Source organism: Aeromonas enterica, assembly GCF_054052465.1.
This window is the reverse complement of record NZ_JBSTYL010000031.1, coordinates 15,241-40,355: the sequence shown is the minus strand read 5'-3', so window position 1 is coordinate 40,355 and position 25,115 is coordinate 15,241. Positions and strand designations below refer to the sequence as shown.

Below are 25,115 nucleotides of genomic sequence, written 5' to 3'. Positions count from 1 at the left end.
ACCAACCTGGAGACATGCAAGTGCAACAGTACGTACTCTGGTACGAGCAACTCGGAATGCAGGACGTAGAACGAGTTGGCGGCAAGAATGCATCCCTTGGCGAGATGATCAGCAACCTCTCTGGTGCCGGTGTATCCGTGCCGGGCGGGTTTGCTACCACCGCCTTTGCGTTTAACGAGTTTCTGGAGTCAAGCGGCCTCAACGGCAAGATCCACAATCTGCTCGATAGCCTGGATGTAGATGACATTGGCGCCCTCAACCGGGCTGGCCAGCAGATCCGCAACTGGGTGATAGAGGCGCCGTTCCAACCAGCACTGGAGCAGGCTATTCTGGTTGCCTACAACAAGTTGAGTGGTGGGCTGGATGCCTCGTTTGCGGTACGTTCCTCCGCTACCGCCGAGGATATGCCGGACGCTTCGTTTGCCGGTCAACAGGAGACTTTCCTCAACGTACGCGGCATCGATGCCGTCATGATTGCCGTCAAGCATGTGTTTGCTTCACTGTTCAACGATCGCGCCATCTCCTATCGGGTGCATCAGGGCTATGACCACAAGGGCGTGGCCCTGTCGGCCGGGGTACAGCGCATGGTGCGCTCGGATCTCGCCGCCTCCGGTGTCATGTTCACCCTGGATACCGAGTCGGGCTTCAACGACGTGGTATTCATCACCGGGGCCCAGGGCCTGGGCGAGATGGTGGTGCAGGGCGCCGTCAACCCTGACGAGTTTTATGTGCACAAGCCAACCCTCAGGGGCGGGCGTCCTGCCGTGGTGCGCAAGACCCTCGGCTCCAAGCTCATCAAGATGACCTATTCCAGCGACGCCAGCCATGGCCGTCAGGTGCAGATCGTCGACACCATGGAAGCCGAGCGCAGCCGCTTTTGCATCACGGATGCCGAGGTGATGGAGCTGGCCAAGCAGGCCCTCATCATCGAGCAGCACTACGGCCGCCCGATGGACATCGAGTGGGCCAAGGATGGGCAGGACGGCAAGCTCTACATAGTGCAGGCTCGCCCGGAAACCGTGCGCAGCCGCCAGGAGGCGAACACGCTCGAGCGCTTCGCCCTCAAGCAATCGGGCAAAGTGCTGATCGAGGGGCGTGCCATCGGCCACAAGATTGGCGCGGGCCCGGCGCGGGTCATCTCCTCCATCAGCCAGATGGACGAAGTGCAACCCGGCGACGTGCTGGTCACCGACATGACCGACCCGGACTGGGAACCCATCATGAAGCGGGCCTCGGCTATCGTTACCAACCGTGGCGGGCGTACCTGTCACGCCGCCATCATTGCTCGCGAGCTGGGCATTCCGGCGGTAGTGGGCTGCGGCGATGCCACCAGGCGCATTGAGCCGGGCCAGCTTATCACCGTCTCCTGCGCGGAAGGGGACACCGGCTTCATCTATGATGGCGAACTCGATTTCGATGTGGCGGTGACCGAGGTGGGCAACATGCCACGCCTGCCCATCAAGATCATGATGAACGTCGGCAATCCGGACAGGGCGTTCGACTTTGCCCAGTTGCCCAATGCTGGCGTGGGTCTGGCGCGCCTCGAGTTCATCATCAACCGGATGATCGGCGTGCACCCCAAGGCCCTGCTGGAGTTCGATCAGCAGGGCACTGAACTGCAGGCCACCATCAGCAAGATGATCGCGGGTTATGACAGCCCCCGTGAATTCTATGTAGCCAAGCTGACCGAAGGGATCGCCACTCTGGGCGCCGCTTTCTGGCCGGAGCGGGTCATAGTGCGGATGTCGGACTTCAAGTCCAACGAGTACGCCAACCTGGTGGGTGGCCGTGGCTACGAGCCCCACGAAGAGAACCCGATGATCGGCTTCCGCGGCGCATCGCGCTACATTGCCGACAGCTTCCGCCCCTGTTTTGCCCTCGAATGCGAGGCGATCAAGCGGGTACGGGATCTGATGGGACTGACCAACGTCGAGGTGATGATCCCCTTCGTGCGCACCGTGAGCGAGGCGGAACAGGTGATCGACATCCTGGCCGAGAACGGGCTGCGCCGTGGCGAGCGAGGTTTGAAGGTGATCATGATGTGCGAGATCCCCTCCAACGCCCTGCTGGCGGATCAGTTTCTGCAGCACGTGGATGGCTTCTCCATCGGATCCAACGACATGACCCAGCTCACGCTTGGGCTGGATCGGGACTCGGGGCTGATCGCCCACCTGTTCGACGAGCGCAACGAGGCGGTCAAGGCGTTGCTGTCGATGGCTATCCAGGCTGCGCGCAAGGCGGGCAAGTATGTCGGCATCTGTGGTCAGGGCCCGTCCGATCACCCGGACTTCGCCGCCTGGCTGGTCGAGCAGGGAATAGACTCTGTGTCTCTCAACCCGGATACCGTGGTCGATACCTGGCTCTATCTGGCCGAGCAACACAAGACTGGCTGATCCTCGCCGGTTCCTGCCTGAATAATAAAAATGGCGCCCCAGGAGGGCGCCATTTTTATCGTGTAATAAACCAGATGGAATTATTTGTCCTGGATATTCGTTATTCCCGCTCAAAATAGGCGCACCAGATCTTGGTTTTACACTCTGTTACATCTGTTCACTTCATCGCCACCCCATAATAAACCTGCCGAGGTGAGCGGATTACTATATGCATGTCATGTCGAGCAAGGCGGGATAAATAGGTTTTTATTGCGGCCAGCTTAATTCAATAAATACGTTTTTTGTCATTAACATCAATATGCCAGGGTAGACAGATGTCACAGAGCGTATCAAATCAGGTGATCAGAAGAATGCTGATGGCCTGCCAGCAGCAAGGGGGAGATACGGATGCCATCCTGATGGCTGCCGGTCTGACGCCATTCGATATTCACCGTGAGCATGGCCGGATCCTGGCTCATAGCCATTATCGCATGCTGAGCCTGATGCAGCGGTATCTGAGCGGCTTTCACGAGAGCATCTTGTCTTACGATATCGCCGAGCTCTACCAGCATTATCCTGCGCTCCTCAGCCTGTGTCTGAATCAGCCGTCCCCTCGCGCCGCTATCGAGGCTCTGTTGGCTTATCGCACCGTCATCGGCAACTGCGACGACTTTGTGGTGCGAAGAGGGGCACTGTTCAGCCAATATGAGTATATCAATCAAGGTCCTGCCGCCCTTGGCGCGAGTCAGGCCATCCCCAATTTCGTCATCCTCTACCGGATCTTGCGGGTCTATGCACCCGGCCTTGGCATCTCTGTGGGGCTCGTCGGCAAGCCGCCGGCCCATCATCGCCAGCTGGATCATTTCTTTGGCGCCCATTGTCGCTGGGATCAGTCAGGCAACACCCTGACCATCGACAATGCCCTGCTGGATAGCCGCGCCGATAGTTACAACGGCCCGCTTTGCCGCTTGCAGACACGCCAGCTCGCGCATATTTGCAGCAATATCGATGAGCGGGTGCCTTTTGCCAATCTGGTGGCGGATATGATCCGCCATAAAATTCGCGGTGGTTTCATGGAGAGCGATGACCATTTACTCAAGGATGTCTGCTCGGCCATGAATATCAGCCGTTGGACCCTCAACCGGAAATTGCAGGGGGAGGGCAACAGCTTTTCCGCCATCTTGAAACGGGTCAAGGTGATGGAGGCTTGCCGTTTATTGGGAGAGGGAGAGCAACCGCTGCAAAATATCAGTGATCTGGTGGGTTTTTCTTCCCAGAGTGCCTTCAATCGTTTCTTCAAGGCCAATACCAATATGACCCCGCTGGCCTATCGCAATATCCGTCAATAATAACGGGATCCGACCTGCGCCGGATCCCGCCAAGGGTGAAAGCAACAAGAGGGGCGCCCCATCAGCTTCATTGCTTACCCATGCTCGCTTATTTTGTCACCGTGGTGACGGTGGCGACGTCCACCCCGCTGGGCAGGGCCAGTGCCCCGGGCGTGGTGTTGCTCACCACTATCTCCTTGCTCACCGTGAAGCTGACCGGCGTGCTGGCGGAGACATCCGAGGAGGGACTGATGTAGGCGCTGTAACTCCCCGGCTCCACGATCCACTGGTTGCTGGCCTCATCGAAGCTGGCGAGTATGCTGGCCGGAATGGTGAAGCTCAGCTGTTCGCTAGCACCCGGGGCAAGCTGCTTGGTCTTGGCAAAGGCCTTGAGCTCTATGGTCGGTTTTTGCAGTTTGACCTCGGGGGCGGTGACATAGACCTGGGCCGCCTCCTTGCCTGCCACGGCACCCGTGTTGGTGATGGTTGCCGTCAGCACCAGGCTGCCGGCCGCGCCATCGGCCAGGGTATTGGTGGCGATCGCGGGGCTGGTGTAGCCGAAGCTGGTGTAGGAGAGGCCGAAGCCGAACGGGTAGGACACCGCCTTGTCGAAGGTGCTGTAGTAGCGGTAGCCCACATAGATCCCCTCGTTGTAGTAGAGATCGTCCGGCTCGCCGTCACCGTCAGTATCCTCACCCGGGAAGGTGCTGGAGGAGGGCACGCTGGCGTAGTTTTGCGGGAAGCTCTGGGCCAGCTTGCCACTCGGGTTGACCGTGCCGGAAAGCACGTCCGCCACCGCATGGCCGGTTTCCTGACCGGCCATGTAGGCCAGCAGTATGGCGTCCACCTTGTCACCCCACTGGGCTGTGTCAATGACGCCGTTGACATTGAGCACCACCACCACCTTCTTGCCCTGGGCGTGGAAGGCGCTGCTCACCGCATCGATGAGGGCGATCTCGTCGTCGCCGAGCAGGTAGTCTCCTTTGCCGCTGCTGCGATCCGCGCCTTCCCCTGCCTGGCGGCCGATACTGATGACGGCGGCTTCCTGAGTGGCTGCCGCCGTGGCAATAAGGGCCGCCAGATCGCCGGTCACGGGCGCTTCGTCGCAGGTGTAGTAGCCCTTGGCACCGAATAGTCCCTCGTGATAGACCTTGTTGTTCTCGTAAAAATCGCGGTAGTAGGATTGCAGCGCCTCGTTGACCTGGAAGCGAGCAGCCAGCCCCTGGGCTATGGTGGTGATGCTGGCGGCGTTCACATCCCCGCTGCCGGTACCCCCCTTGTAGGTGTTGATCTGGTTGATGCCAAAGCTGGCTACTTTGCTGGTCGCGGCTATGGGCAGGGCGGCGGCTTCGTTGCGCAGCAGCACCATGCTTTCAGCCCCGGCCTGGCGAGCCAGTTTGGTGTGGGCGACCAGATCCGGGCTGTTGCTGACGGCCAACTGGTTGTAGGAGGGGCTCTTCATCGCCTGGGTCAGGATATGGATGGCGGCCTCGGTCACCCTGGCCTCGTCGAGATCGCCTCGGTCGATGGATTGCTGCAACTGCTCCTTGACGTTGACCGGTTCGATCAAATCCTGCCCCGCCAACACCTGTTTGTAGGCGTTGTTGGCCACGTCGCCGGCAAACCAGTCGGACATCACCAGACCGTCGAACTGCCACTCGCCGCGCAGCACATCGGTCACGGCATCCCTGCGCTCGTTGACATAGGTGCCGTTGACCTTGTTGTAGGAGGTCATCACAGCCCAGGGCTGGGCTTCGTCCACCGCGATCTGGAAGCCGCGCAGATAAATTTCGCGGAAGGTTCTCGGCTCGCCGATGTCGTTGATCTGGTTGCGGTTGGTCTCGGAGTTGTTGCCGAAGTAGTGCTTGATGGTGGTGCCCACCCCGTTGCTCTCCACCCCGTTGACCATGGCGGCGCCTATTTTGCCGGTCAGCAGCGGGTCTTCCGAGTAGTACTCGAAGTTGCGGCCATTGAGCGGGTTGCGCTGAATGTTCATACCGGGGGCCAGCAGTATGTCGACCCCGTACTGGCGCACTTCATCCCCCATGGCTTCCCCCACGGACTTGACCAGGTTGACGTCCCAACTGGAGGCGAGCAGGGAGCCGATGGGCCAGGCGGTGGCGTAATAGGTGGCGCTGTCGCCGTCGCGATTGGCGCTGATCCGCAGGCCCGCCGGGCCATCGGCCAGTTTCAGGGCCGGAATGTCGATGCCGTCGGCACTGCGTGCCACCCCGTTGATGTAGCCCGCTACCCCGGCGACATCCTGTTTGAGGTTGATGGCGCCGTCGGCGCTGCCATAACCTGGGCCGGAGAGCAGACTTAGCTTCTCGCCCAGGGTGAGCTTGGCCACCATGGCTTCGGCCTGGCTGCGGTAATAGGCATCGTCTTTTACCAGGGGGTCCGAGTCATTCTGGTTGCAGCCAACCAGCAGCCCGGTCAGCGCCAGGCTTATGCCGAGTGAAACCGCTTTCATTTTTGTCGTGATAGGCATGAAGATTTCCTCGTAACTGTCTGAATAAAAAAGCAAGTGCGATATCGACACCGGCAAGTGACTGGGCCGGGCGGCCGCTCTGATGGCGGGTTTCCATGGATATCGATGACGGCTCAGAGTGGGCCAGGGGGCACGTGCAAGGGTGCCGCCATGGCCGGAGCCACAGGCAGGTTAGCAAGTCGGGCGGGCGGCGCCTTGTCCGGGGGGAGCGAGAAATGTGCAGTTGGGTGCAAGGGTGCCAAGTTGTGACAGGGGTCGCATCCCAAGCGGCACGGCAGGGAGGGGAAAGGGGAGGTCGTAGGGTCCACGAAGGAGGATGGTGACAGCAGGGGCGGTCCGGCTTGGGTTGCGATGTGCCGTGAGATGCGGGGCGCAGACGCTCGGGTAGAAGAGAGGGGGCCAGCGGCCCCCTCGGCGTGTGCAAGATACCTCGTGCTTGTCAGCGCAAGGGCTTGCTCACTTTGGCTGTTTCAGTGCACCGGCCAGTTCGATCTGCACCCGGACCCCTTGCTGCTTGAGCTGGGTGGCGATGGCGTTCAGATCCGTGCCGGGCTTGGCCTCCAGCAGGGCGATGCCGCCGCTGCTCTGCTTGAACTGCAGGCCGTGGCGGCCCGCCAGCGCCTTGGCATGATTGTCATCGGCTTCCACCAGCAGGGTGCCGCTGACGGTCAGCTCAGGGCTGGCGACCCCTTGCAGCAGGACATCGCCGCGGCGCAGGGTCTGTTGTGGCACCTTGCCATCCAGACTGCGGGCGACCCGTTTCTTGCTGCCGTTATCCGGCGTCAGGTAGGTCTTGCCATTCACCTCAATGGTGTTGTACTGCTTGCCATCGATCACCACCGACTCGTCGGCCGTTGCGTACACGCAGACCGAGGTCAGCAGGCTTGCCAGGGCAAGGCTGAGTAAGCTGTGTTTCATGTTATGACTCCTCTGTGATCAGGAACGGACTGCGTCGTGACCGAGTACCCGCAGGGACCAGTCGAGCAGTTGACCCGGCTGGCTGTTGTTGCGCTCGGTCAGGGTGCTGCGGGTGTTGGTTCTGCGATCGAGCAGCGAGACCTGGCGGCTGCCATTGGCCACGTCGGTCACCTCCAGGCGCCATTCGCCCTGAGCCGGTTCGCCGTAGAACTTGTGGGAGAGCATGCGCATGTCACGCAGCCCCTTGGTGCGCACATAGCCCAGCTGCTGCCGGTCGAGGGATTGCCCCACCAAGCTGTTGTTGGGGTTGAGCAGCACGCTGCGAGTGCCGGATGGCGAGACCAGTTCGATCAGCAAGTCGGGCAGCCGCTGGTGATCCAGGCTCACCATCACCTGCACGGCCTCGACCGTCAATGGCTGATCGACCTGCGTGCTGGAGCGGGTCGGGCTGCTGCCCACATCCGGGATGGCGCCGACGGCGCGATCCCGTACCGTCACCTTCTGCCAAGGCAACTGCACCAGTGGCGGCAGCGGTTCGTGGCTGGCGGCGCGGGCCAGGGTCTTGTTCACATCCACCAGGCCGAAACCATAGGTCGGGCTGTACCAGAGGCCGGCTGCGTTGCGCTCCCACCCCTCCAGACCCGTCACCTGGCGGCGCTGACTGTTGGCGGCCGTGTAACTTACTTGCACGGGCACCTGATTGGCATCGATCCGGGTGGCGTTGCGGGCCAGCAGATCGCGCAGATCCCGCACCGACAAGTCCGGGTAGGCGGACATCAGCAGCGCCATGGCGCCCGTGGTGTTCGGGGTGGCCGAGGAGGTGCCGTTCATCACGCCGTTATAGTCGCAACTGGCATCCAGTTGCGGGTTGTTGTGCAGCCGGTTGGTGCTGGGATCGTCCACCCGGTTGTACCCCATGTCGCAGCCGGGCAGATCCGTGGTCACCATGGCGGGCGCATCCGTGCCGTATTCCCCGCCGGGGGCGCTCAGGAAGACGTTGCTGCCGACGCTGGAGTAGGAAGAACGCACCCCGTCCGCGTTGATGGCGCTCACCACCAGGTTCCAGAAGTTGCTGTTGGAGGGATCTATGTTGCTGTTCTCAAACGGCAGCTTGGGCAGGTTGCCGGTGCGGTTGAGCACATAGTTGCCGGAGGCAATCCGGTTGAAGCCGTTGCCCGCCGCCTTGATATAGGCCGCCCCCTGCGCCTGCTGGGTCTGTTGCTCGAACAGGCGATCGAGCTGCATCTGATCCAGCCCGTTGGCCCCTTCTGGATCGACCAGGCTCATGCCGTAGCTCTGGTTGAAGACCCGATTGTCTGCGGTGACGGCATTGCCGCCAAGGGCGTAGAGCCAATCCTTCTGCAACTGCTGGCTGTTGTCATCGAGCAGGTTGAAGCCCTGCAACTGGGCGCGGGGGGCCACCCCCAGGGTGCCGATGGTGTTGTCCACCGCGGCTATGATGCCGGATACCGAGGTGCCGTGGGCACTGTCCGGATCGGTCGGGGTCGGATCGCTGCTGCCGGTCACCACGTTTTTGGAGCCGGGGCGCACGTTGTCGGCCAGATCCGGGTGCGCGATGGCCATGCCATCGTCCACCACGGCTACGTTGATGCCCTGACCCAATACCTCGGTGCGGTGTGCCCACCAGAGGTTGAGGTCATTGCCCGCCACGCCGCCGCGGGGGCTGAAGGCATTCTGGCCGTTGTTGAGCAGGTGCCACTGCTGGTCCTGCAGGGGATTGATGCCGGGCAGACAACGGATTGCGCTGCTGCGACCGGTATCGAGTCCGGCCTCTTTACCGGTGAGCGGGGTGCAACTCTCATTAGCCTGAACTGAGGCGATAGGCAGGGCCGAGAGCAGGGCCGAGATTGCCAACGCCAACGATGTTTTTCTCATTAATAAACTCCATCTTATATCGCACCGTCCTGGGTGCGACTGGCATCTATACACGGGAAAAACAGAGCCAAAAAGGGCTCATTCCTGATCTGGGATAAGGCTCAAAAAAATCCCATCACAAATCTGTTTTCAACCATATGGGGGTTCCAGTGAATCCTTTTATGTGTTGTATTGAGAACTTTTCTCAGTTGGCGTTTATTGATCTTTGTCTTTATAGGTCAAGATGTTATTAATTCACCATTCACCATTCACCATTCACCATTCACCATTCACCATTCACCATTCACCATTCACCATTCACCTTGGCTGCGGCAGTGCCGAGGCCGGCGCGTTGGGCTGGCCCTGACCAGATATGACACATACTCAAGCGGGCGTTATGTGGCCGGCAAGCCTGCCATGCCGGGAGGCGGGTTTTGCACCCAGGCGGCAATGAAAACGGCGCCAGTGGCGCCGTGTTTATGTGAGGGGCTGGCCGCGAGTGGCCAGCCGTTATTTGATCAAGGCCAGGATCGGGCGAAACGCCGGATGACGGCAATCCCCCAGCAGCTCGTAGAGGCACATCTCCACCGAGGTGAGCCGCGCGCCACGGGCGGTCAGCTGAGCGATGGCCAAGTCACGGTTGGCGGCGCTGCGGGACGACACCGCATCCACCACCAGGGAGACATCGGCGCCGATGTCGAGCAGTCCCAGCACCGTCTGGTAAACGCAGATATGGGCCTCAATGCCGCACACCAGCCAGTGACGCCTGCCCGTCCGGGCCAGCGCAGCGGCCACTGCCGGCTCCCCCAGCGCGCCGAAGCTGAACTTGGTCAGCACGGGGGCGTCGCTCTGCAGCGGTTGCAGCTCGGGCACCGTTGGTCCCAGCTTGTCCGGATTTTGTTCCAGCCAGACAACCGGCAAGCCCAGTGCCTGGGCCCCTTGTACCAGCCGTGCGCTATTGGCAATCAGGGCCGGGCTCCCCTCGACGAGCCGTGCCAGCTTGCCTTGAATATCGACGACCAGCAGGCCTGTGGTAGAGACGGTCAGCATGATGGCTCCTTGGCTGAAAATAGATGGGTGATGGATCTCTGCCATATGAAGTCCTTATATCAAAGGCTATGGCTTGCGATAAATAAGCTTGCCCTGTTTTGTTGCTTGGCGACGGGAAGAGGCTCTGTTATGGTGGCATTAATTAGCCGTTTGGATGGCTAGATGGTTGTGGCGAATATATCCATGGTGGCAGGCGTCATCATAGGCCACCGTTTTGATCATGTTGACAGGGAGTTTCTTATGCAGCGTCGTTCCTTCTTCACCCTCTCCGCGCTGGCACTGCTGGCCAGCAGTCTGCCGTTTTCCGTTCTTGCCGCCGATCCGGCCAAGAAAGAGATAGTGATTGGCACGACAGTCGGGGACTTTGCCGACATGGTGACCGATTCCATCAAGCCGCAGCTGGAGGCCAAGGGCTACAAGGTCAAACTGGTAGAATTCACCGACTACGTGACCCCCAATATCGCGCTGGCCGATGGCTCGCTCGACGTGAACTGCTTCCAGCACAAACCCTATCTGGAGAGTTTCTCAAAAGACAGGGGCCTGTCGCTGGCTCCCATCACCCAGGTGCCGACCGGCCCCATGGGGCTCTACGCCGGCAAGCTGGGCGAGCTGACTGCGTTGAAAGAAGGGAGCACGGTCGCCATTCCCAACGATCCGACCAATCAGGCGCGGGCTCTGCTGATGCTGCAGGATCTGGGCTGGCTCACCCTCAAGGAGGGGATCAATCCGCTCAAGGCGAGTGAGTTTGATGTGGCGAAAAATCCGCACAATATCAAGCTGATCCAGCTGGAAGCAGCGCAACTGCCACGCTCGCGGGAAGATGTGGACTTCTCCGTCATCAACGGCAACTTCGCCGCCTCCAGCGGCATTGCGTTCAGCGAGGGCTTGTTCCTCGAGCGCAGCTACAACTTCATCAACTGGGTGGTGGTGAAAAGCGCCGATGCCGGGCAGCCGTTTGCCAAGGACGTGGCGGCGGCCTACAACTCCCCCGAATTCAAGGCCTATGCCGCCAAGCGCTTCGTGGGTTACAAGTATCCCGAGGGCTGGCAGGGGCAGAGCGCCAGCAACTGAGCATGGCCATCGGTATGTGACGCTATCGCATCAACAAAAACGGGCACCAGAAGGTGCCCGGTTTTTGTTGGCGTCGTCACAGGCGTCAGTAGCGGCGCAGCCACCAGCGGGCGGCAACGAGTGCGGTCAGGCTGCCGAGCAGGGCGCTCGCCAGCACGTCCAGCGGCCAGTGCATGCCGATCAGCATCCGTGACAGGCCTATGCCCAGCGCCCACAGCGGCAGCAGCCAGACCCCGGCAGGGGCGCGGGCCAGCCAGATCAGACCGAAGAACTGGGCCAGACTCATCGCGGCGATGCTGTGGCCTGAAGGGAAGGCGTAGTTCACCTCCGCCTGCCAGTGGTTGCCGAGCCACTCGGGCAGGGCCAGCAAGAGGCTGGCTGCATGCACCTGCTCGCTGCGTACTTCCACCTTGCTGGCGTAGAACTGCTGGATGGCGGGGATCAGGTTCTGGCTCTCAAGCCAGAGCAGATAGGGGCGCGGCTCCTGGGTCAGGTGTTTGACCAGGCTCTTGATGGCCCAGTCTCCCGCCAGCACGGCAAACAGGGCGCCACCGAGGGCCAGCGTGGCGGGCAGGCTCAGCGTCAGCTTGTGCCGGGTCAGCAGCAAGAGGGCGGCGATGCTGACGGCGAGGCCGGGCAGATCCACCATGCGGGTGAGGGCGTAGGGCCACCACAGCCAACCCGATTGCAGAGCGTTGCTCATAAAGGGTTGCCAGGGGAGGCAGGCCAGCAGTAGCAGCGGCAGGATCAGGGCGGCGCTGAAACCAAGCACCTGGCGGCGCGGCAACGAAGAGGCATGAGTCGGCATAACAGGGCTCGTAACGGGTGCGTGTAATAGGGGCAGATAGAAAAGAGGCGCCATTGTGCCAGCCTCGGCTTGTCGGTCAAGTCGTACCGGCCGGGCTGTAACATGGGGTTACAAATGAGTGTGGCCCGGGCCGACATGGCGATATGGGCATGGGGCGTCAGCATCCGAACATCTTGGCGGCTTGGGCCGGTCTGGTGGATCGACTGTGGTGAAGGGGCATGGGTGAACCAGCGTCTGGGCATCTGGCCGCTTTGGGCAGGCCGGGCGGAGCGACTGTGGTGAAAGGAGATGGGCGAATAAGCATCTGAAAATTCGGTTGGTTTGGGCTAGAATGGCGCGCCTGTGGCCGGTTGCGAAGTGAGAGAGCCCGATGAAGATCGTCGTTGATGAAAATATGCCCCACGCCCTTGAGTTGTTTGCCGAATTTGGCGAGGTGATCCCCCTGCCAGGACGACAGATGCAGGCGGTGGATCTGCAAGATGCCGATGTGCTGCTGGTGCGCTCCGTGACCCGGGTCGATGCCGAGCTCCTCGCCACCAGCCCGCGGCTCGGGTTCGTCGGCACCGCCACCATAGGCACGGATCACGTAGACAAGGCGCTGCTGGCCGAGCGGGGCATCTCCTTCTTCAGTGCGCCGGGTTGCAACAAGTATTCGGTCGGTGACTATGTGCTGAGTGCCTTGCTGGTGCTGGCCGAGCGTCATGAGCTCAATTTGAGCGAGATGAGCCTCGCCGTCATAGGCGCCGGCAACACGGGGGAATGCGTGGCGGGCAAGGCCGAGGCCCTCGGCATGCGGGTGCTGCGCTGCGATCCGCCGCGCGCCCGGGCCGCCGCGCAGGCGGGAGAGGCGGGAGCGTTTGTCGACTACCAGAGCGCCCTTGGCGCCGACATCGTCAGCTTCCACGTGCCCATCACCCGCGAGGGGCCGGTTGCCACTTTCCACCTGCTGGACGAGCAGGTGATCGCCGCGCGGCCGGCCGGACAGATCCTCGTCAACGCCTCCCGTGGCGAGGTGTGGGACAACCAGGCCTTGCTGGCGCGCCAGCAGAGCCAGGCGCCGCTGCGGCTGGTGATGGATGTGTGGGAAGGGGAGCCAGAGCCACTGCGAGCCCTGGTGCCCCATACCGAGATAGCAACCCCTCACATCGCGGGTTACAGCCTGGAGGGCAAGGCGCGCGGCACCTGGATGCTCTATCAGGCGCTGTGCCAGCAACTGGGCCGCGCGGCGCGCCAGGATCTGCAATCCTTGCTGCCAGCCCCCGAGGTGCGCGCACTGACGCCGGGTCAGCCGGTGGATCAGGCGTTGATCAAGCAGCTGGTGCATCTTATTTATGACGTGCGTCGCGACGATGCCCGTTTTCGCAACCGGATTGAGCTGCCCGGCAGTTTCGATGAACAGCGCAAACACTATCCGGAGCGGCGCGAGCTATCCTCGTTGCATGTCTGCGGCCCTTTCGCCGGCGATACTCTGGCCCGGCTCGGCTTTGGCATTCAGGCCGGGTGAGCCGACTCAATCCCGAATGCAACACCAGAAAATGGGCGGATCCGGTGCCACACCCGGTTCCGCCCTTGTCCGGTTTGGCATGATGCCAAATCCCCTATCGGGCAGGTCAGCCTGCCAACTGTGATGCCAGCGTGCGTCAGCGACACCATGGATAGTGGCGGTTAACCGGTGCCATCCATGGGTAATTCCACAGGAGAGAACATCAGTGAGTCAGCAATTCAACGTAGCGGTATTGGGCGCCAGCGGCGCCGTGGGTCAGGCCATGATCGAAATTCTGGAGGAGCGCGCCTTCCCGGTCGGCACCCTCTATCCGCTGGCCTCCAGCCGCAGCGCCGGTGATACCGTGCGCTTTGGCGGCAAGAACCTCGAGATCAAGGACGTGGAAGAGTTTGACTGGAGCCAGGTGCAAATAGCGCTCTTCTCCGCCGGGGCCGAGGTTTCTGCCAAGTGGGCGCCGATTGCCGCCGAGCACGGCTGCATCGTCATCGACAACACCTCCTGCTTCCGTTACGACGCAGACATCCCACTGGTGATCCCGGAAGTGAACCCGGACGCGCTGGCCGATTTTCGCAACCGCAACATCATCGCCAACCCGAACTGCTCCACCATCCAGATGCTGGTGGCGCTCAAGCCGCTGCACGACGAAGTGGGCATAGCCCGCATCAACGTGGCGACCTACCAGTCCGTCTCCGGCTCCGGCAAGGAGGGGGTGAGCGAGCTGGCCGGCCAGACCGCGCAGCTGCTCAACGGTCGCCCGGTGGAACCGACCCTCTATCCGCAACAGATCGCCTTTAACCTGATCCCGCAGATCGACAGCTTCACCGACAACGGCTACACCCGTGAAGAGATGAAGATGGTGTGGGAAACCCAGAAGATCCTGGGCGATGCCACCATTGCCGTGAACCCCACCTGCGTGCGGGTGCCGGTGTTCTACGGTCACGCCGAGGCGGTCCACGTCGAGCTGCACCAGCCGCTCGATGCGGATCAGGTCAAAGAGCTGCTGCGCAATGCCCCCGGCGTTACCCTGTTCGATGACGAAGCGGATTATCCGACCCCGGTGCGCGATGCCACCGGCAAGGATGAGGTGCTGGTTGGCCGGGTTCGCCAGGATATTTCTCATCCGAGTGGTATCAATATGTGGATTGTGGCCGATAACGTTCGTAAGGGCGCCGCGACCAACAGTGTGCAGATTGCCGAACTGCTGGTGCGCGATTACCTCTGATCCGCGGATCGGCTGGCCCGATGGGGAAGGAACCCCATCGGGCGTGAAACCTGCCACCCGCATGCGGTGTGGATGTGACCGGCGCCGCACTCTATGGCCCCGAGAATTTTTCGTGATATCAACTGATTAAGTTTTTTCCTACACTCAGAAACAAGTTGGGTGCTAAATGTGTCGGACTGCTGGCTTGCAACCTGAGCCTGATTTATATTGAACCGACTGTTTTGGGGTAACTATCCAGATTTTTCAATGCGATAGGGCCGTCATACGAAGGAACGAATATGGGACATTCCCGCATAACATTGGCAACGCTACTCGCATTGGGTCTGCTGGGCACCGCTCAGGCTGAAGACTCGGCGCGGGAGCCTTTTTTTGTTGAGCTAAAGGGCCCGGACGAACCGGCTCCGCCTGCCGTCAATTCCCAGCCGCTGGCACAACCCGTCGCCGCTCCCCGCGCCACGTCCCAACCCGGCCAAGCCAGGGCCCAGCCCATAGTGCAGCAGGTTGCGACCAGCAATGCCGGTAGTTATGGTCCGATCCGTCCCACCGATACCCTCTGGAGTCTGGCAAGCAAGTACCGCCCCTCCAACAAGGTGAGCGTCTACCAGACCATGGTGGCGATCTACGAGAAGAATCCCCGCAGTTTTGCCGATGGCAACATCAACCACATACTGGTGGGATCCCGCATTCTGCTGCCAAGCGCCGCCGAGGCCAGCGTCATCACGGATGCACAGGCTCGTCAGCGTTTCAACAGCGACAACGCCAGCTGGAAAGGGCTCAGCCCGAAATATCTGGCCAACAAACATGCCCAGCCGGCCCAGCCGGCCGAGACCAAGGTTGCCGCCGCACCTGCCAAGGTGACTGCGCCCAAGGCCGCGCCCATACCTGCGCCAGTGCCCAAGGTGACTACCCCGCAACCGGCTACCGAGTTCAAAGAGATTGCCAAGGCGGCTGACTCCGTGCCAAGCCAGGCGGCTGCGACCAGCGCCGCCAGTGCGAGCGCACCGGCTCCGTTGCCGGCCGACGTGGACAAGCCGATCGGCAAGCCCTCTACCGAGATGGCGCTGGCACTGGAAGATGCCAATGCCCAACTCGGCCAAGTCACGGAGATGAACCACAGGCTCAAGCTGCGCCTGCAATCCCTGACCGAAGAGGTGGAAACCCTCAAGGCCCAGCTGCTGGATCAGACGGCACTGCAAAAAGAGATTGCCGAACTGAAAGCCAAGCCGGTACCACCGGTGGTGGCGGCTCCCGAGCCCAAGCAGAACTGGCTGATGGACCTGCTCGCTTCGCCGCTCAACCTGGCGATGATCATACTACTGCCCGTGCTGCTGGTGCTGGCGCTGGTCACGCTCTGGTTGCGTGCCCGTGCACGTCGCGAGCTGGAGGAGCAGGAGAAGAGCCTGTCCGAATCCACCGCCATGGTCATGGATCAGGAGAGCGGCGAATTTGACGAGCTGATGACGGTTGGCATCACGGACGAGGAGCCGATGCGGCCGAGACCGGATCTCAACACGCCGGATGGTTATATGGCGGTGGCCGAGACAGAGGCGCCGGCCGATCTGGTGTTCAGCGACGATGGCGAGATGGATCTGGCCAGTTTCGAGCCGGAACCTGCGCCCAAGATGGCCATCCGTGACCCGGATCTGGTGCCCGAGCTGGATCTCGCCCATGACGAGTCCATCGAGCTCGATGCCGGGCCGGATCTCGATCTCGCCAGCGAGTTCAACCCGCCCAAGGGCGGTCATGAGGTCATGAGTGAAGAGGAGCTGCAGGCCGCACTGTTTGCCGAGCTGGACGCCGATCTCACTGCCGATCTGGATCTGGATGCTGACGATGACGGCCAGCCGGATGCCGAGCCCGTAATTAGCGGCGAGGAGCTGGCCTCCTTTGACCTGAGCGACTTCGAGAGTGCCTTTGCCGAGCCAACTTCTGGCAAGGGCAGTGCGCAGCAGAGCGCCGCCGATACCAGTGCCGACGAGATGTTGGCGGAACTGGGATTGGCGCCGACCAAGGGCAAGGCGGCCGAGCCGGATCTCGAGTGGGATCCCAACGAGCTGGCACTCTCCGATTTTGAGGATGCCTTCGCCGAGGTGGAATCTCATCAGGGAGACGTGAAGCCACGGGAACTGGCGCAGGAGAGCGGCTATGTCGAAATCGACAAGCTGCTGGCCGATGCCGATGCCAGCACCACGGAGCAGGAGCCTTATCAGGGCTTCTCGCTGGACGTGGGGCTGGATGGTTTCCCCGAGGTGTTGCCGGAATCCACTGGGTTTGATGTGGATGCCGACGATGGTGGCGTGGGGGCCAAGCTGGATCTGGCCCGTGCCTACCTCGAGATCGATGACAAGGATAGCGCCCGCGAACTGCTGCAAGAAGCGGCGGAGCAGGGCACGGATCACCAGCGTGCCGAGGCCGAGAAGTTGCTCAAACGGCTGGGATAATCCTTTGCATGGCGTGATCAAGTAACGAAGGGCAGCCGGCATGCTGCCCTTCTCTATTGGGGGTCTGTATCGAGCGGATGCGGTTTTTGGGACTTTTCAGCCTGAGCGCGTATAATCCGCCCGTTTCTTTTACCGCCCTCCTTTCACCATAAGACAAGTGTTATCCATGCGAATTGCCCTAGGTATTGAATATGACGGCAGCCGGTATTTCGGCTGGCAGCGTCAGCGAGAAGTGATCAGCGTGCAGGCCGAGCTGGAGAAGGCTCTCAGCCGGATTGCCAATCATCCGGTCTCCATCCAGTGCGCCGGGCGTACCGATGCTGGTGTCCATGCGACAGGCCAGGTGATCCACTTCGATACCGAGGCGAACCGCGGCGAAGGGGCCTGGACTCTGGGGCTCAATTCCAACCTGCCGCCAGACATCGCCGTACGCTGGGTCAAGCCGGTGGACGAGAGCTTCCACGCCCGCTTCAGCGCCACTGCTCGTCGCTATCGCTATGTCATCTACAACCTCAATTACCGCCCGGCGATCCTCGGCAGCGGCGTCAGCCACTATCACGAAACCATAGATGCGGACCTGATGCACGAGGCGGGCCAGAGTCTGCTGGGGGAGCATGACTTCAGCACCTTCCGCGCCATTGCCTGCCAATCCAACACCCCCTGGCGCAATGTGACCCATCTGTGTGTCAGCCGCTCCGGCCCCTATATCGTGCTCGACATCAAGGCCAACGCCTTCTTGCACCACATGGTGCGCAACATCACCGGTTCCTTGTTGCTGGTGGGGCAGGGGCTCAAACCGGTCGAGTGGATTGCCGAGGTGCTGGCCGCCAAGGATCGCAACCTGGCCGGGCCCACGGCCAAGGCAGGTGGACTCTATCTGGTTGACGTGGATTACCCGGCAGAACTGGCGCTGCCACGGCTGCCGCTCGGCCCGCTCTGGCTGCCGGACTCGGCACCGGGTACGACCAGTTTTTAGTAACTGGCCCCGAAAATTTGTGGTTTAATGATCCGTCATTTATTGCCATCGAGCTATTAAGTCATTGAACAATCTAGGCTCGATGCGTTTTGTCAGGCACAAAAGCATTAAGGAATTCCATGAGCTGGCTTGAGAAGATCCTTCCCAAGAGCAAGATCACTACACCTCGTCGTCACAACATTCCGGAAGGGGTGTGGACCAAGTGCAGTGCTTGTGAACAGGTGCTCTACCGGGCAGAGTTGGAGCGCAATCTCGAAGTGTGCCCCAAGTGTGATCATCATATGCGCATCAGCGCTCGTGCCCGTCTCGAGAGTTTTCTCGATGAGCAGGGCCGTACCGAGATCGGTGCCGAGCTGGAGCCGCAGGATGTCTTGAAATTCAAGGATTCCAAGCGCTACAAGGATCGTTTGTCTGCCGCTCAGAAAGAGACGGGAGAAAAAGATGCGCTGGTGGTGATGAAGGGGACCCTCAAGGGGGTGCCGGTCGTCGCCTGTTCATTCGAATTCTCCTTCATCGGTGGCTCCATGTCCTCCGTGGTCGGTGCCCGTTTCGTGCGCGCCGTCGAGGAGAGCATCAAGGAAGGCCGCGGTCTGGTCTGCTTCTCCGCCTCCGGCGGTGCCCGCATGCAGGAAGCGTTGTTTTCCCTGATGCAGATGGCCAAGACCAGTGCTGCGCTGGACAGACTCACCAAGGCGGGCCTGCCCTATATCTCAGTGCTGACCGACCCCACCATGGGGGGCGTCTCCGCCAGTCTGGCCATGCTGGGTGACATCAACGTGGGCGAGCCCAAGGCGCTGATCGGCTTTGCTGGCCCGCGCGTCATCGAGCAGACCGTGCGCGAGAAGCTGCCGGAAGGCTTCCAGCGCTCCGAGTTCCTGCTGGAAAAGGGTGCCATCGACCTCATCATCGATCGCCGCGAAATGCGTAACCGTCTGGCCAGCCTGCTCGCCAAAATGCTGAATACTCACGTCATCGAAGAGTGAAGATGAGTTCAAACATGCAACAATCCCAAAGCCGGTCGCTGGTCGACTGGCTTTCTTATTTGGAGCAGATCCACCCGGTCAATATCGACATGGGGCTGGATCGGGTCGGTGCCGTTGCCCGTCGCATGGGGCTCACCCAATTGCCGTTCAAGGTGATCACGGTGGCAGGCACCAATGGCAAGGGCTCCAGCTGTGCCATGGCGGCCAGCATTTTGATGGCGGCTGGTTACAAGGTCGGCGTCTACTCCTCTCCCCATCTGCTGCGTTTTACCGAGCGGGTGCGCATCGACGGCGCCGAGCTGGCTGATGACGAACACTGCACGGCTTTTGCCGAAGTGGAAGCCGCTCGCGCCGAGATTGCCCTCACCTTCTTCGAGTTCGCCACCCTGGCAGGTCTGTGGCTCTTTCGCCGCGCCGCGCCGGATGTGCTGCTGCTGGAGGTGGGGCTGGGCGGTCGGCTCGATGCCACCAATGTGGTGGAGTCCGATGTGGCGATGATCACCTCGATTGCGCTTGATCACTGCGACTGGCTGGGGGATACCCGCGAGGCGGTGGCGGTGGAGAAGGCCGGTGTCTACCGCGCCGGCAAACCTGCCATCAGTGGCGAGCCCAATCCGCCAGCGACCATAGCCTCAGAGGCGCAGCGCCTCGACGCCTGTCTGCGTCAGGTTGGCCGCGACTTCCACGGCGATGAGCATGACACTGGCTGGGATTACCACGGCCTTCATCAGTGGCGCGACCTGCCCAAACCGGCCCTGCCGCTGATGAATGCGGTGACCGTGCTGGCAGCGCTGGAATCCCTCGGCTTGCCGTTGCCTGAGTCCGCCATTCGTGACGGGCTGGCAAATGCCCGGCTGGCGGGGCGGATGCAACGACTGCAAACCGCGCCCCTTGTCATCGTCGATGTGGCCCACAACCCTCATTCGGCGGCCTACCTGGCCAGCCAGCTGCGCCAGATTCCCTGCAAGGGCGCGCGCCGCGCCGTGGTCGGCATGCTCAAAGACAAGGACATGGCGGGTTCGCTTGCCGAGCTCGACGGTCTCATCGGTGAGTGGTATCTGGCCAGCCTGACCGGCCCGCGAGCGGCGAGTGCAACCCAGCTTGCAACGGCGCTCGGGGCTGGACAGGTTGTCGCGACTACTTTCGACTGCGTGAGTACGGCATACCAAGCTGCGTTGGCCGCATCGAGTCCGGATGATATGGTCATTGTGTTTGGTTCGTTTTACACTGTCGCCGACATTCTGGCGGGCACCTCGACCTGATCGGCACTGTGCTGGTTGAGTGGTGCCATCGGCCAAGCAATGTAGGTTGATGTTAATCTGCCCCAGGTTGCAAAGCAGCATGTCTTGAGGGGATCGTCCATCACCGTTGTCCGTAAAAATGCAGTGGGTTCTAAGCAACATGGGTGGGAATTAACTTGGCTTCGAGGTTGCAAAACAGCATGGCTTGAGGGGACTGTCCATCATTGTTGTCCGCAAAATTGCAATTAATTCTAAGTAACATGGGTGGGAATTAACTTGGCTTCGAAGTTTCAGAACAGATTGGTGGGGACCGTCATCCTGGTGGCCCTGGTTGTCATTTTTCTGCCGGATCTGATGGACGGCCACAAGCTGGAGCAAAAGGAAGAGGCATTCGCCAAGATCCCGCTGCGGCCTGAACTTGAACCCGCCAAGCCGGCGCTGCAGGTCTCTGCTGCCAGCGCCTTGCCGGCGGAACATCTGGCCAGCCAGCAGCAGGCATCTGCCGCCGAGCAGTGGCAGGTTGAGGAGGTCTCGGATCCGGTTACGCTCGCTGCCAACAAGGCCCCGGCGACGCAGACACAGTCGCCAGCCACCAAGCCGGTGACTCAGCCAGTCGTCAAGCCCAAGCCCGAAGTGATCGCCAAAAAGCCGGTCGAGCCAAAGCCGGTACCGCCCAAGCCGGTGGAAGTCAAAAAACCGGTGGAGACCAAACCACAAGCGGGCCAGATCAAGTCGATGGACGATCTCATCGCCAGCAAGATGGCGCAGCCAACCACTCCAGCAGCTCCCGCTGCTGCCACGGCTCAGGGCAGCTGGATCCTGCAGCTAGGTGCCTTCAAGAATGTCGACAGCGTCAACGCACTGGTGGGCAAGTTGCGAGCGGCAGGCTATTCGGCCCAGACTTCGCCGAGAACGCCGGTGCAGGGTCAGCTCAACCGTGTCTTCATCGGGCCGGATGTCTCCAAGGCCAAGCTGCAGGGCATGCAGGGTCGCATTGGTCAGATGACAGGGCTCAGCGGTTCAGTGGTGGCTTACAACCCCTGATACGGGTTTGACGAACGCCGAACAAAAAATACCGCGCCTCTGCGCGGTATTTTTTAGAACCTGTTCATGGTCTCTTTGCGAGAGGCCGGGCCGGTTTTTAGATGCATTTCACCGGCTTGGGCAGGCCGCCTATCTTGGTGGCCTGCTTGGCGGGCCCTTCCGGGAACAGCTTGTAGAGATAGCGGCTGTTGCCCTTCTCGGGGCCATACTGCTTCTCCATCGCCTTGACCAGGGCGCGAATGGCGGGGGAAGTGTTGAACTCCAGATAGAAAGCGCGCACGAAACGCACCACCTCCCAATGGGGCTCCTCCAGCACTATGCCTTCCTGCTCGGCCAGCACCTGCGCCAGCTCCTCGCTCCAGTCGCTGCTGTTGAGCAGGTAGCCCTTGGCATCGGTTTCGATGCTGCGGCCGTTGAATGCCAGCTGATGTTTTTCAGACATAAGGGGCTCCTCGCAAAGGGGGCTATCAGGATTGGGCGGGCATGGTAGCGCCTTGTTCCCCGGTGAGCAACCGGCTCTCGTTGGCCAGGGCAAGCAATTCGTCTGCCAGTTGGCTGATGAGGGTGAGCTGCTGGGTCAGCATCAGCTGCTCCTCGCTGCTGTCCGGGGTGATGACAGGGCACTGACCCTCGATCTGCGCCGGCATGTCTCCTGCCAGATGACCGGCGGCGCGTTCCAGGGTATGGCTCAGGTGGCGGCTGATCTCGTCGAGCTCGCCGATGGCTTCCAGCTTGTCGCGATGGGCGCCCAGCGCCGAGATGTAGGAGAGCAGGGCGTGGTTGCGCCAGGTGAGGGTGAAGCAGAGATCGAGGAAGCGGCGACGCTTTTGCGGTTCCACCAGCATGCTCTGCCAGGCCATGGCCAGCTCGCTGTCGGCCAGATGGGCGCTCTTGCGGGCTACCCGGTAGTCGATGGATTCATCCCGTTGTTGTTGCAGGCTGGCGAGCACGGCCGCCAGATAGCGGGCGTTGGCTGACAGTGAGTTGGCAATGAGCGTCGGCAGCCGCTTGTACTGCCAGTCCGGCCACAGCCAGGCCACCAGGGCATAGGAGAGCAGGCAGCCGAGGAAGGTATCGAGCATGCGCGGCCCCAGGATGGCAAAACCTATGCCGTCCAGCAGGTTGAAGGCCATCAACACGTAGAGGGTGATGAAGCAGACGGCGGCGCTGTAGTTGCTGCGCACCTGGGTGAAAAACAGGAAGGCGGCCAGCCCCATCACCACCAGCTGGACATGCAGCTCGGGGAACAGCCAGAGCACGGGGATCCCCACCAGCAGGCCGGCGAAGGTGCCGAGCATGCGTTGCACCAGCCGGCGGCGGGTGGCGCTGTAGCTCGGCTGGCAGACGAACAGCACCGTCAGCAGGATCCAGTAACCCTTGTCCAGATTGAAGGCCTGCAGTATGCCGTAGCCCACCACCAACCCGAGCGACAGGCGCAGGGCGTGGCGAAACACCATGGAGTTCGGGGTCAGATGCTGCTTGAGCTGGGTCAGCAGCGGCAGGCGGGGCGGACGCGCCAGGGCCGGCAGGCTAGCCTGTACCTGGGTCGGGTTTTGCAGCTCTTCGGCACTGCCCAGCAGCTGGTTGATGCTGGCCAGGTTGCGGCGCAGGAACTTCATCGGCGTCAGCAGCGTCTTGGGATAATGCTGCTTGAGGTGGGTGAACTCCAGCTGATCGCCGAGGGCTTCCAGCGTCCAGTGGATGCGCTTGTTGTGGGCGTAGGGCTTGTGTACCAGGATGGCGTACCCGAGTCGCTGGCACGCCTCCGACAGCTGCAGGAACACCTCCTGAAATCCGTCGAGGACGATGCCCTGCTTGAGTTCTTCTTCCAGCTTGCTGTAGGGGTAGTGGCTGGAGGTGGCCCGCTCGTGGATCTCCAGCGCCAGCAGGTAGAGGCGCAGCAGGCTGGCAAGCTCGGGCGCCGCCTGATGGCGGGTGCTGAGGCGGGCGTTGAGTGCCGACTTGGTGAGGGTCAGTGCATTGACCAGATTGATGTTGAGCTGGGCCAGATTGTGGCGAATGGCCTGGGCGCCGTGTTCGTCCGCCGGAAAGAAGCGAGATTTCTCCAGCAGATAGCGACCGAGGGCAAAGTAGCTCTGGGCGAGCTGCTCGTGCAACGTCTTGTAGGGCAGCAGCCAGAGCCAGATGAGGGAAACCAGGCCGTACCAGAGTGCACCCGCGCCGAGTGCCAGCGGCTGGTAGAAGAGATCCGGCGCCTTGGCGGCCCCCAGCATGGTGTAGATGGCAATCAGCAGGGAGCCGAAGCTGATGGTGGCGTAGCGCTGGCCCAGCGCCCCCACCATCACGAAGATGAAGGTCGACCCCGCCAGCCCGAGGGCGAACAGCCAGGGAGTGGGGAAGAGGTACTGCACGCAGAGGGAGGCAAACAGGAAGCAGAGCAGCGTCATACCGAGGTTCTTGACCCGGCCCCACAGGCTGTCGTCGGTTTCGGCGATGGCGCCGGCCACTACCCCGAGGGAGAGCAGCACTGTGAGCTGGATGTCGCCCGTCGCCAGGGTGAAGGCCAGCAGCCCCATGATGGCCAGCAACACCTTGAGGGCGAAATAGATGTGACTGTCAGTCAGCAGTCGGCGTAACAAACCAGAGAAGTCCATGGGCATGCTAGGCACCACCCTTGAGCGAAGCAAAATTGATGTGACTGTCAGTCAGCAGTCGGCGTAACAAACCAGAGAAGTCCATGGGCATGCTAGGCACCACCCTTGAGCGAAGCAAAATCGATGTGACTGTTAGTCAGCAGTCGGCGCAGCAGGCCAGAGAAATCCATCGGCATGAGACAAGAGCAACCCTTGAACGAAACGAGAACGGGATACTAACCCGCCAAGCGCAAAGCAGCCCTGATTTGGATCAGGGCTGCTTTGCTTCATATCCTTGATTTACAACTTATCCTGACAGAAACAGGCATCAATAAAAACCCCGCCGAAGCGGGGTTGTTCATCAGTTGCGGTTGCCGCCAAGCAGGCTCAGCAGGCTAAGGAAGATGTTGTAGATGGAGACATACAGGGTCACGGTGGCGGAGATGTAGTTGGTCTCGCCGCCCCGGATGATCTGCTGGGTGGTCAGCAGTATGGCACCGGAGGAGAACAGCATGAACATGGCGGACAGGGCCAGGCTCAGGGCGCTCATCTGCAGGAAGATGTTGGCGACCATGGCCACCAGCAGCACCCAGAAACCGACAAACAGCATGCCGCCGATGAAGGAGAGGTCACGCTTGGTGGTCAGGGCATAGGCGGACAGACCGAAGAAGGTCAGCGCCGTGCCGCCCAGCGCCGTCATCACTATCTCGCCACCACCATTGTTCATGTACATGTTGATGATGGGGCCCAGGCTGTAGCCGAGCAGGCCGGTCAGGGCGAAGGTGAACACCAGCCCCATGCCGTTTTCGCGGTTCTTCTGGGTCAGGAACATCAGACCGTACACACCGATAAGGAACACGGCCCAGTGCAGGGGCGGCATGTTCATCACGGTGGCGACCCCGGCCACAACGGCAGAGAAGCCAAGAGTGAGGGAGAGCAGCATATAGGTGTTGCGCAGTACCTTGTTGGTATCGCGCGCGGCACTCTGGGTGCCAGTGTAGATAGAACGGGTATCCATCTTGGGTGTCCTCTTGATTTCCGGTTGAGGCGGCAGATTCCGCTTCGTTATCGCATTGTATGCACTGAATGTGGGGATGACGAGCGCTGATTTCAAGCACTACCCCAACCTGTTGCCCCCTACTATCCCAGAACAAATATGTATTGCATATGAACAAGGGCATGACGTAGTATGCACGC

Annotated in this window: 18 protein-coding genes; 10 read left to right on the top strand and 8 right to left on the bottom strand. The window is 61.1% G+C overall.

Annotated elements, in window-relative coordinates; translation table 11 throughout:
* Nucleotides 1–14 precede the first annotated feature (14 nt).
* Together ppsA and ACW5XD_RS21595 are read left to right on the top strand one after the other, a co-directional pair.
* Nucleotides 15–2,393 carry a phosphoenolpyruvate synthase gene (ppsA, locus tag ACW5XD_RS21600; RefSeq protein WP_456496659.1) on the top strand — a complete coding sequence of 793 codons (2,379 nt, stop codon included), beginning with the start codon at nt 15–17 and terminating at the stop codon, nt 2,391–2,393.
* 350 nt (nt 2,394–2,743) lie between these two features.
* The gene (locus ACW5XD_RS21595; protein WP_456496667.1) at nt 2,744–3,721 is read left to right on the top strand and encodes a helix-turn-helix domain-containing protein; all 978 of its coding nucleotides are present in this window, start codon (nt 2,744–2,746) and stop codon (nt 3,719–3,721) included.
* A gap of 88 nt (nt 3,722–3,809) precedes the next feature.
* Here ACW5XD_RS21595 and ACW5XD_RS21590 read toward each other — a convergent pair whose 3' ends face one another.
* The 4 genes from ACW5XD_RS21590 to ACW5XD_RS21575 all read right to left on the bottom strand — a co-directional run bounded on the left by ACW5XD_RS21590 (nt 3,810) and on the right by ACW5XD_RS21575 (nt 10,034).
* Nucleotides 3,810–6,191, bottom strand: coding sequence for a beta-glucosidase (locus ACW5XD_RS21590; protein ID WP_456496658.1), 2,382 nt, complete (start codon nt 6,189–6,191; stop codon nt 3,810–3,812).
* A 456-nt stretch (nt 6,192–6,647) separates the two neighbouring features.
* Complete coding sequence (locus ACW5XD_RS21585) at nt 6,648–7,109, bottom strand: serine protease chaperone (protein WP_456496657.1); 462 nt, start codon at nt 7,107–7,109, stop codon at nt 6,648–6,650.
* A gap of 18 nt (nt 7,110–7,127) precedes the next feature.
* A complete protein-coding gene (gene asp, locus ACW5XD_RS21580; RefSeq protein WP_456496656.1) occupies nt 7,128–9,005 on the bottom strand; it encodes a serine protease Asp in 1,878 nt (625 codons plus the stop codon).
* A gap of 489 nt (nt 9,006–9,494) precedes the next feature.
* Nucleotides 9,495–10,034 carry a hydrolase gene (locus ACW5XD_RS21575; protein WP_456496666.1) on the bottom strand — a complete coding sequence of 180 codons (540 nt, stop codon included), beginning with the start codon at nt 10,032–10,034 and terminating at the stop codon, nt 9,495–9,497.
* A 240-nt stretch (nt 10,035–10,274) separates the two neighbouring features.
* Between ACW5XD_RS21575 and ACW5XD_RS21570 the strand changes: the two genes are divergently transcribed.
* Nucleotides 10,275–11,105 (top strand): MetQ/NlpA family ABC transporter substrate-binding protein, encoded by an 831-nt coding sequence (locus ACW5XD_RS21570; protein WP_456496655.1) that lies wholly within the window; start codon nt 10,275–10,277, stop codon nt 11,103–11,105.
* Nucleotides 11,106–11,190: 85 nt separating this feature from the next.
* On the opposite strand, the gene ACW5XD_RS21565 is transcribed toward ACW5XD_RS21570, so the two are convergent.
* Complete coding sequence (locus tag ACW5XD_RS21565) at nt 11,191–11,913, bottom strand: phosphatase PAP2 family protein (protein ID WP_456496654.1); 723 nt, start codon at nt 11,911–11,913, stop codon at nt 11,191–11,193.
* A gap of 370 nt (nt 11,914–12,283) precedes the next feature.
* Between ACW5XD_RS21565 and ACW5XD_RS21560 the strand changes: the two genes are divergently transcribed.
* The 7 genes from ACW5XD_RS21560 to dedD all read left to right on the top strand — a co-directional run bounded on the left by ACW5XD_RS21560 (nt 12,284) and on the right by dedD (nt 21,324).
* Entirely contained in the window at nt 12,284–13,417 is a 1,134-nt protein-coding gene (locus ACW5XD_RS21560) for a 4-phosphoerythronate dehydrogenase (protein WP_456496653.1), read from the top strand.
* A gap of 205 nt (nt 13,418–13,622) precedes the next feature.
* A complete protein-coding gene (locus ACW5XD_RS21555) occupies nt 13,623–14,639 on the top strand; it encodes an aspartate-semialdehyde dehydrogenase (RefSeq protein WP_456496652.1) in 1,017 nt (338 codons plus the stop codon).
* Nucleotides 14,640–14,917: 278 nt separating this feature from the next.
* Nucleotides 14,918–17,080, top strand: coding sequence for a FimV/HubP family polar landmark protein (locus ACW5XD_RS21550; RefSeq protein ID WP_456496651.1), 2,163 nt, complete (start codon nt 14,918–14,920; stop codon nt 17,078–17,080).
* Between the two features lie 166 nt (nt 17,081–17,246).
* Nucleotides 17,247–18,056 carry a tRNA pseudouridine(38-40) synthase TruA gene (gene truA / locus ACW5XD_RS21545; RefSeq protein WP_456496650.1) on the top strand — a complete coding sequence of 270 codons (810 nt, stop codon included), beginning with the start codon at nt 17,247–17,249 and terminating at the stop codon, nt 18,054–18,056.
* Between the two features lie 119 nt (nt 18,057–18,175).
* On the top strand, nt 18,176–19,039 hold the full coding sequence (gene accD, locus ACW5XD_RS21540) for an acetyl-CoA carboxylase, carboxyltransferase subunit beta (RefSeq protein WP_042866098.1): 864 nt from the start codon (nt 18,176–18,178) through the stop codon (nt 19,037–19,039).
* 2 nt (nt 19,040–19,041) lie between these two features.
* Nucleotides 19,042–20,301: a bifunctional tetrahydrofolate synthase/dihydrofolate synthase gene (folC, locus tag ACW5XD_RS21535; RefSeq protein WP_456496649.1), complete on the top strand. Its 1,260-nt coding sequence runs from the start codon at nt 19,042–19,044 to the stop codon at nt 20,299–20,301.
* Between the two features lie 255 nt (nt 20,302–20,556).
* Complete coding sequence (dedD, locus tag ACW5XD_RS21530; RefSeq protein WP_456496648.1) at nt 20,557–21,324, top strand: cell division protein DedD; 768 nt, start codon at nt 20,557–20,559, stop codon at nt 21,322–21,324.
* 97 nt (nt 21,325–21,421) lie between these two features.
* Here the strand turns inward: dedD and ACW5XD_RS21525 are convergent, their stop codons facing one another.
* From ACW5XD_RS21525 to ACW5XD_RS21515, 3 genes are all read right to left on the bottom strand, one after another.
* Complete coding sequence (locus ACW5XD_RS21525) at nt 21,422–21,766, bottom strand: TusE/DsrC/DsvC family sulfur relay protein (protein ID WP_065403921.1); 345 nt, start codon at nt 21,764–21,766, stop codon at nt 21,422–21,424.
* Between the two features lie 25 nt (nt 21,767–21,791).
* Nucleotides 21,792–23,945 carry a YccS family putative transporter gene (gene yccS, locus ACW5XD_RS21520; RefSeq protein WP_456496647.1) on the bottom strand — a complete coding sequence of 718 codons (2,154 nt, stop codon included), beginning with the start codon at nt 23,943–23,945 and terminating at the stop codon, nt 21,792–21,794.
* Between the two features lie 334 nt (nt 23,946–24,279).
* The gene (locus tag ACW5XD_RS21515; protein ID WP_042652487.1) at nt 24,280–24,936 is read right to left on the bottom strand and encodes a Bax inhibitor-1/YccA family protein; all 657 of its coding nucleotides are present in this window, start codon (nt 24,934–24,936) and stop codon (nt 24,280–24,282) included.
* Between the last annotated feature and the right edge of the window lie 179 nt (nt 24,937–25,115).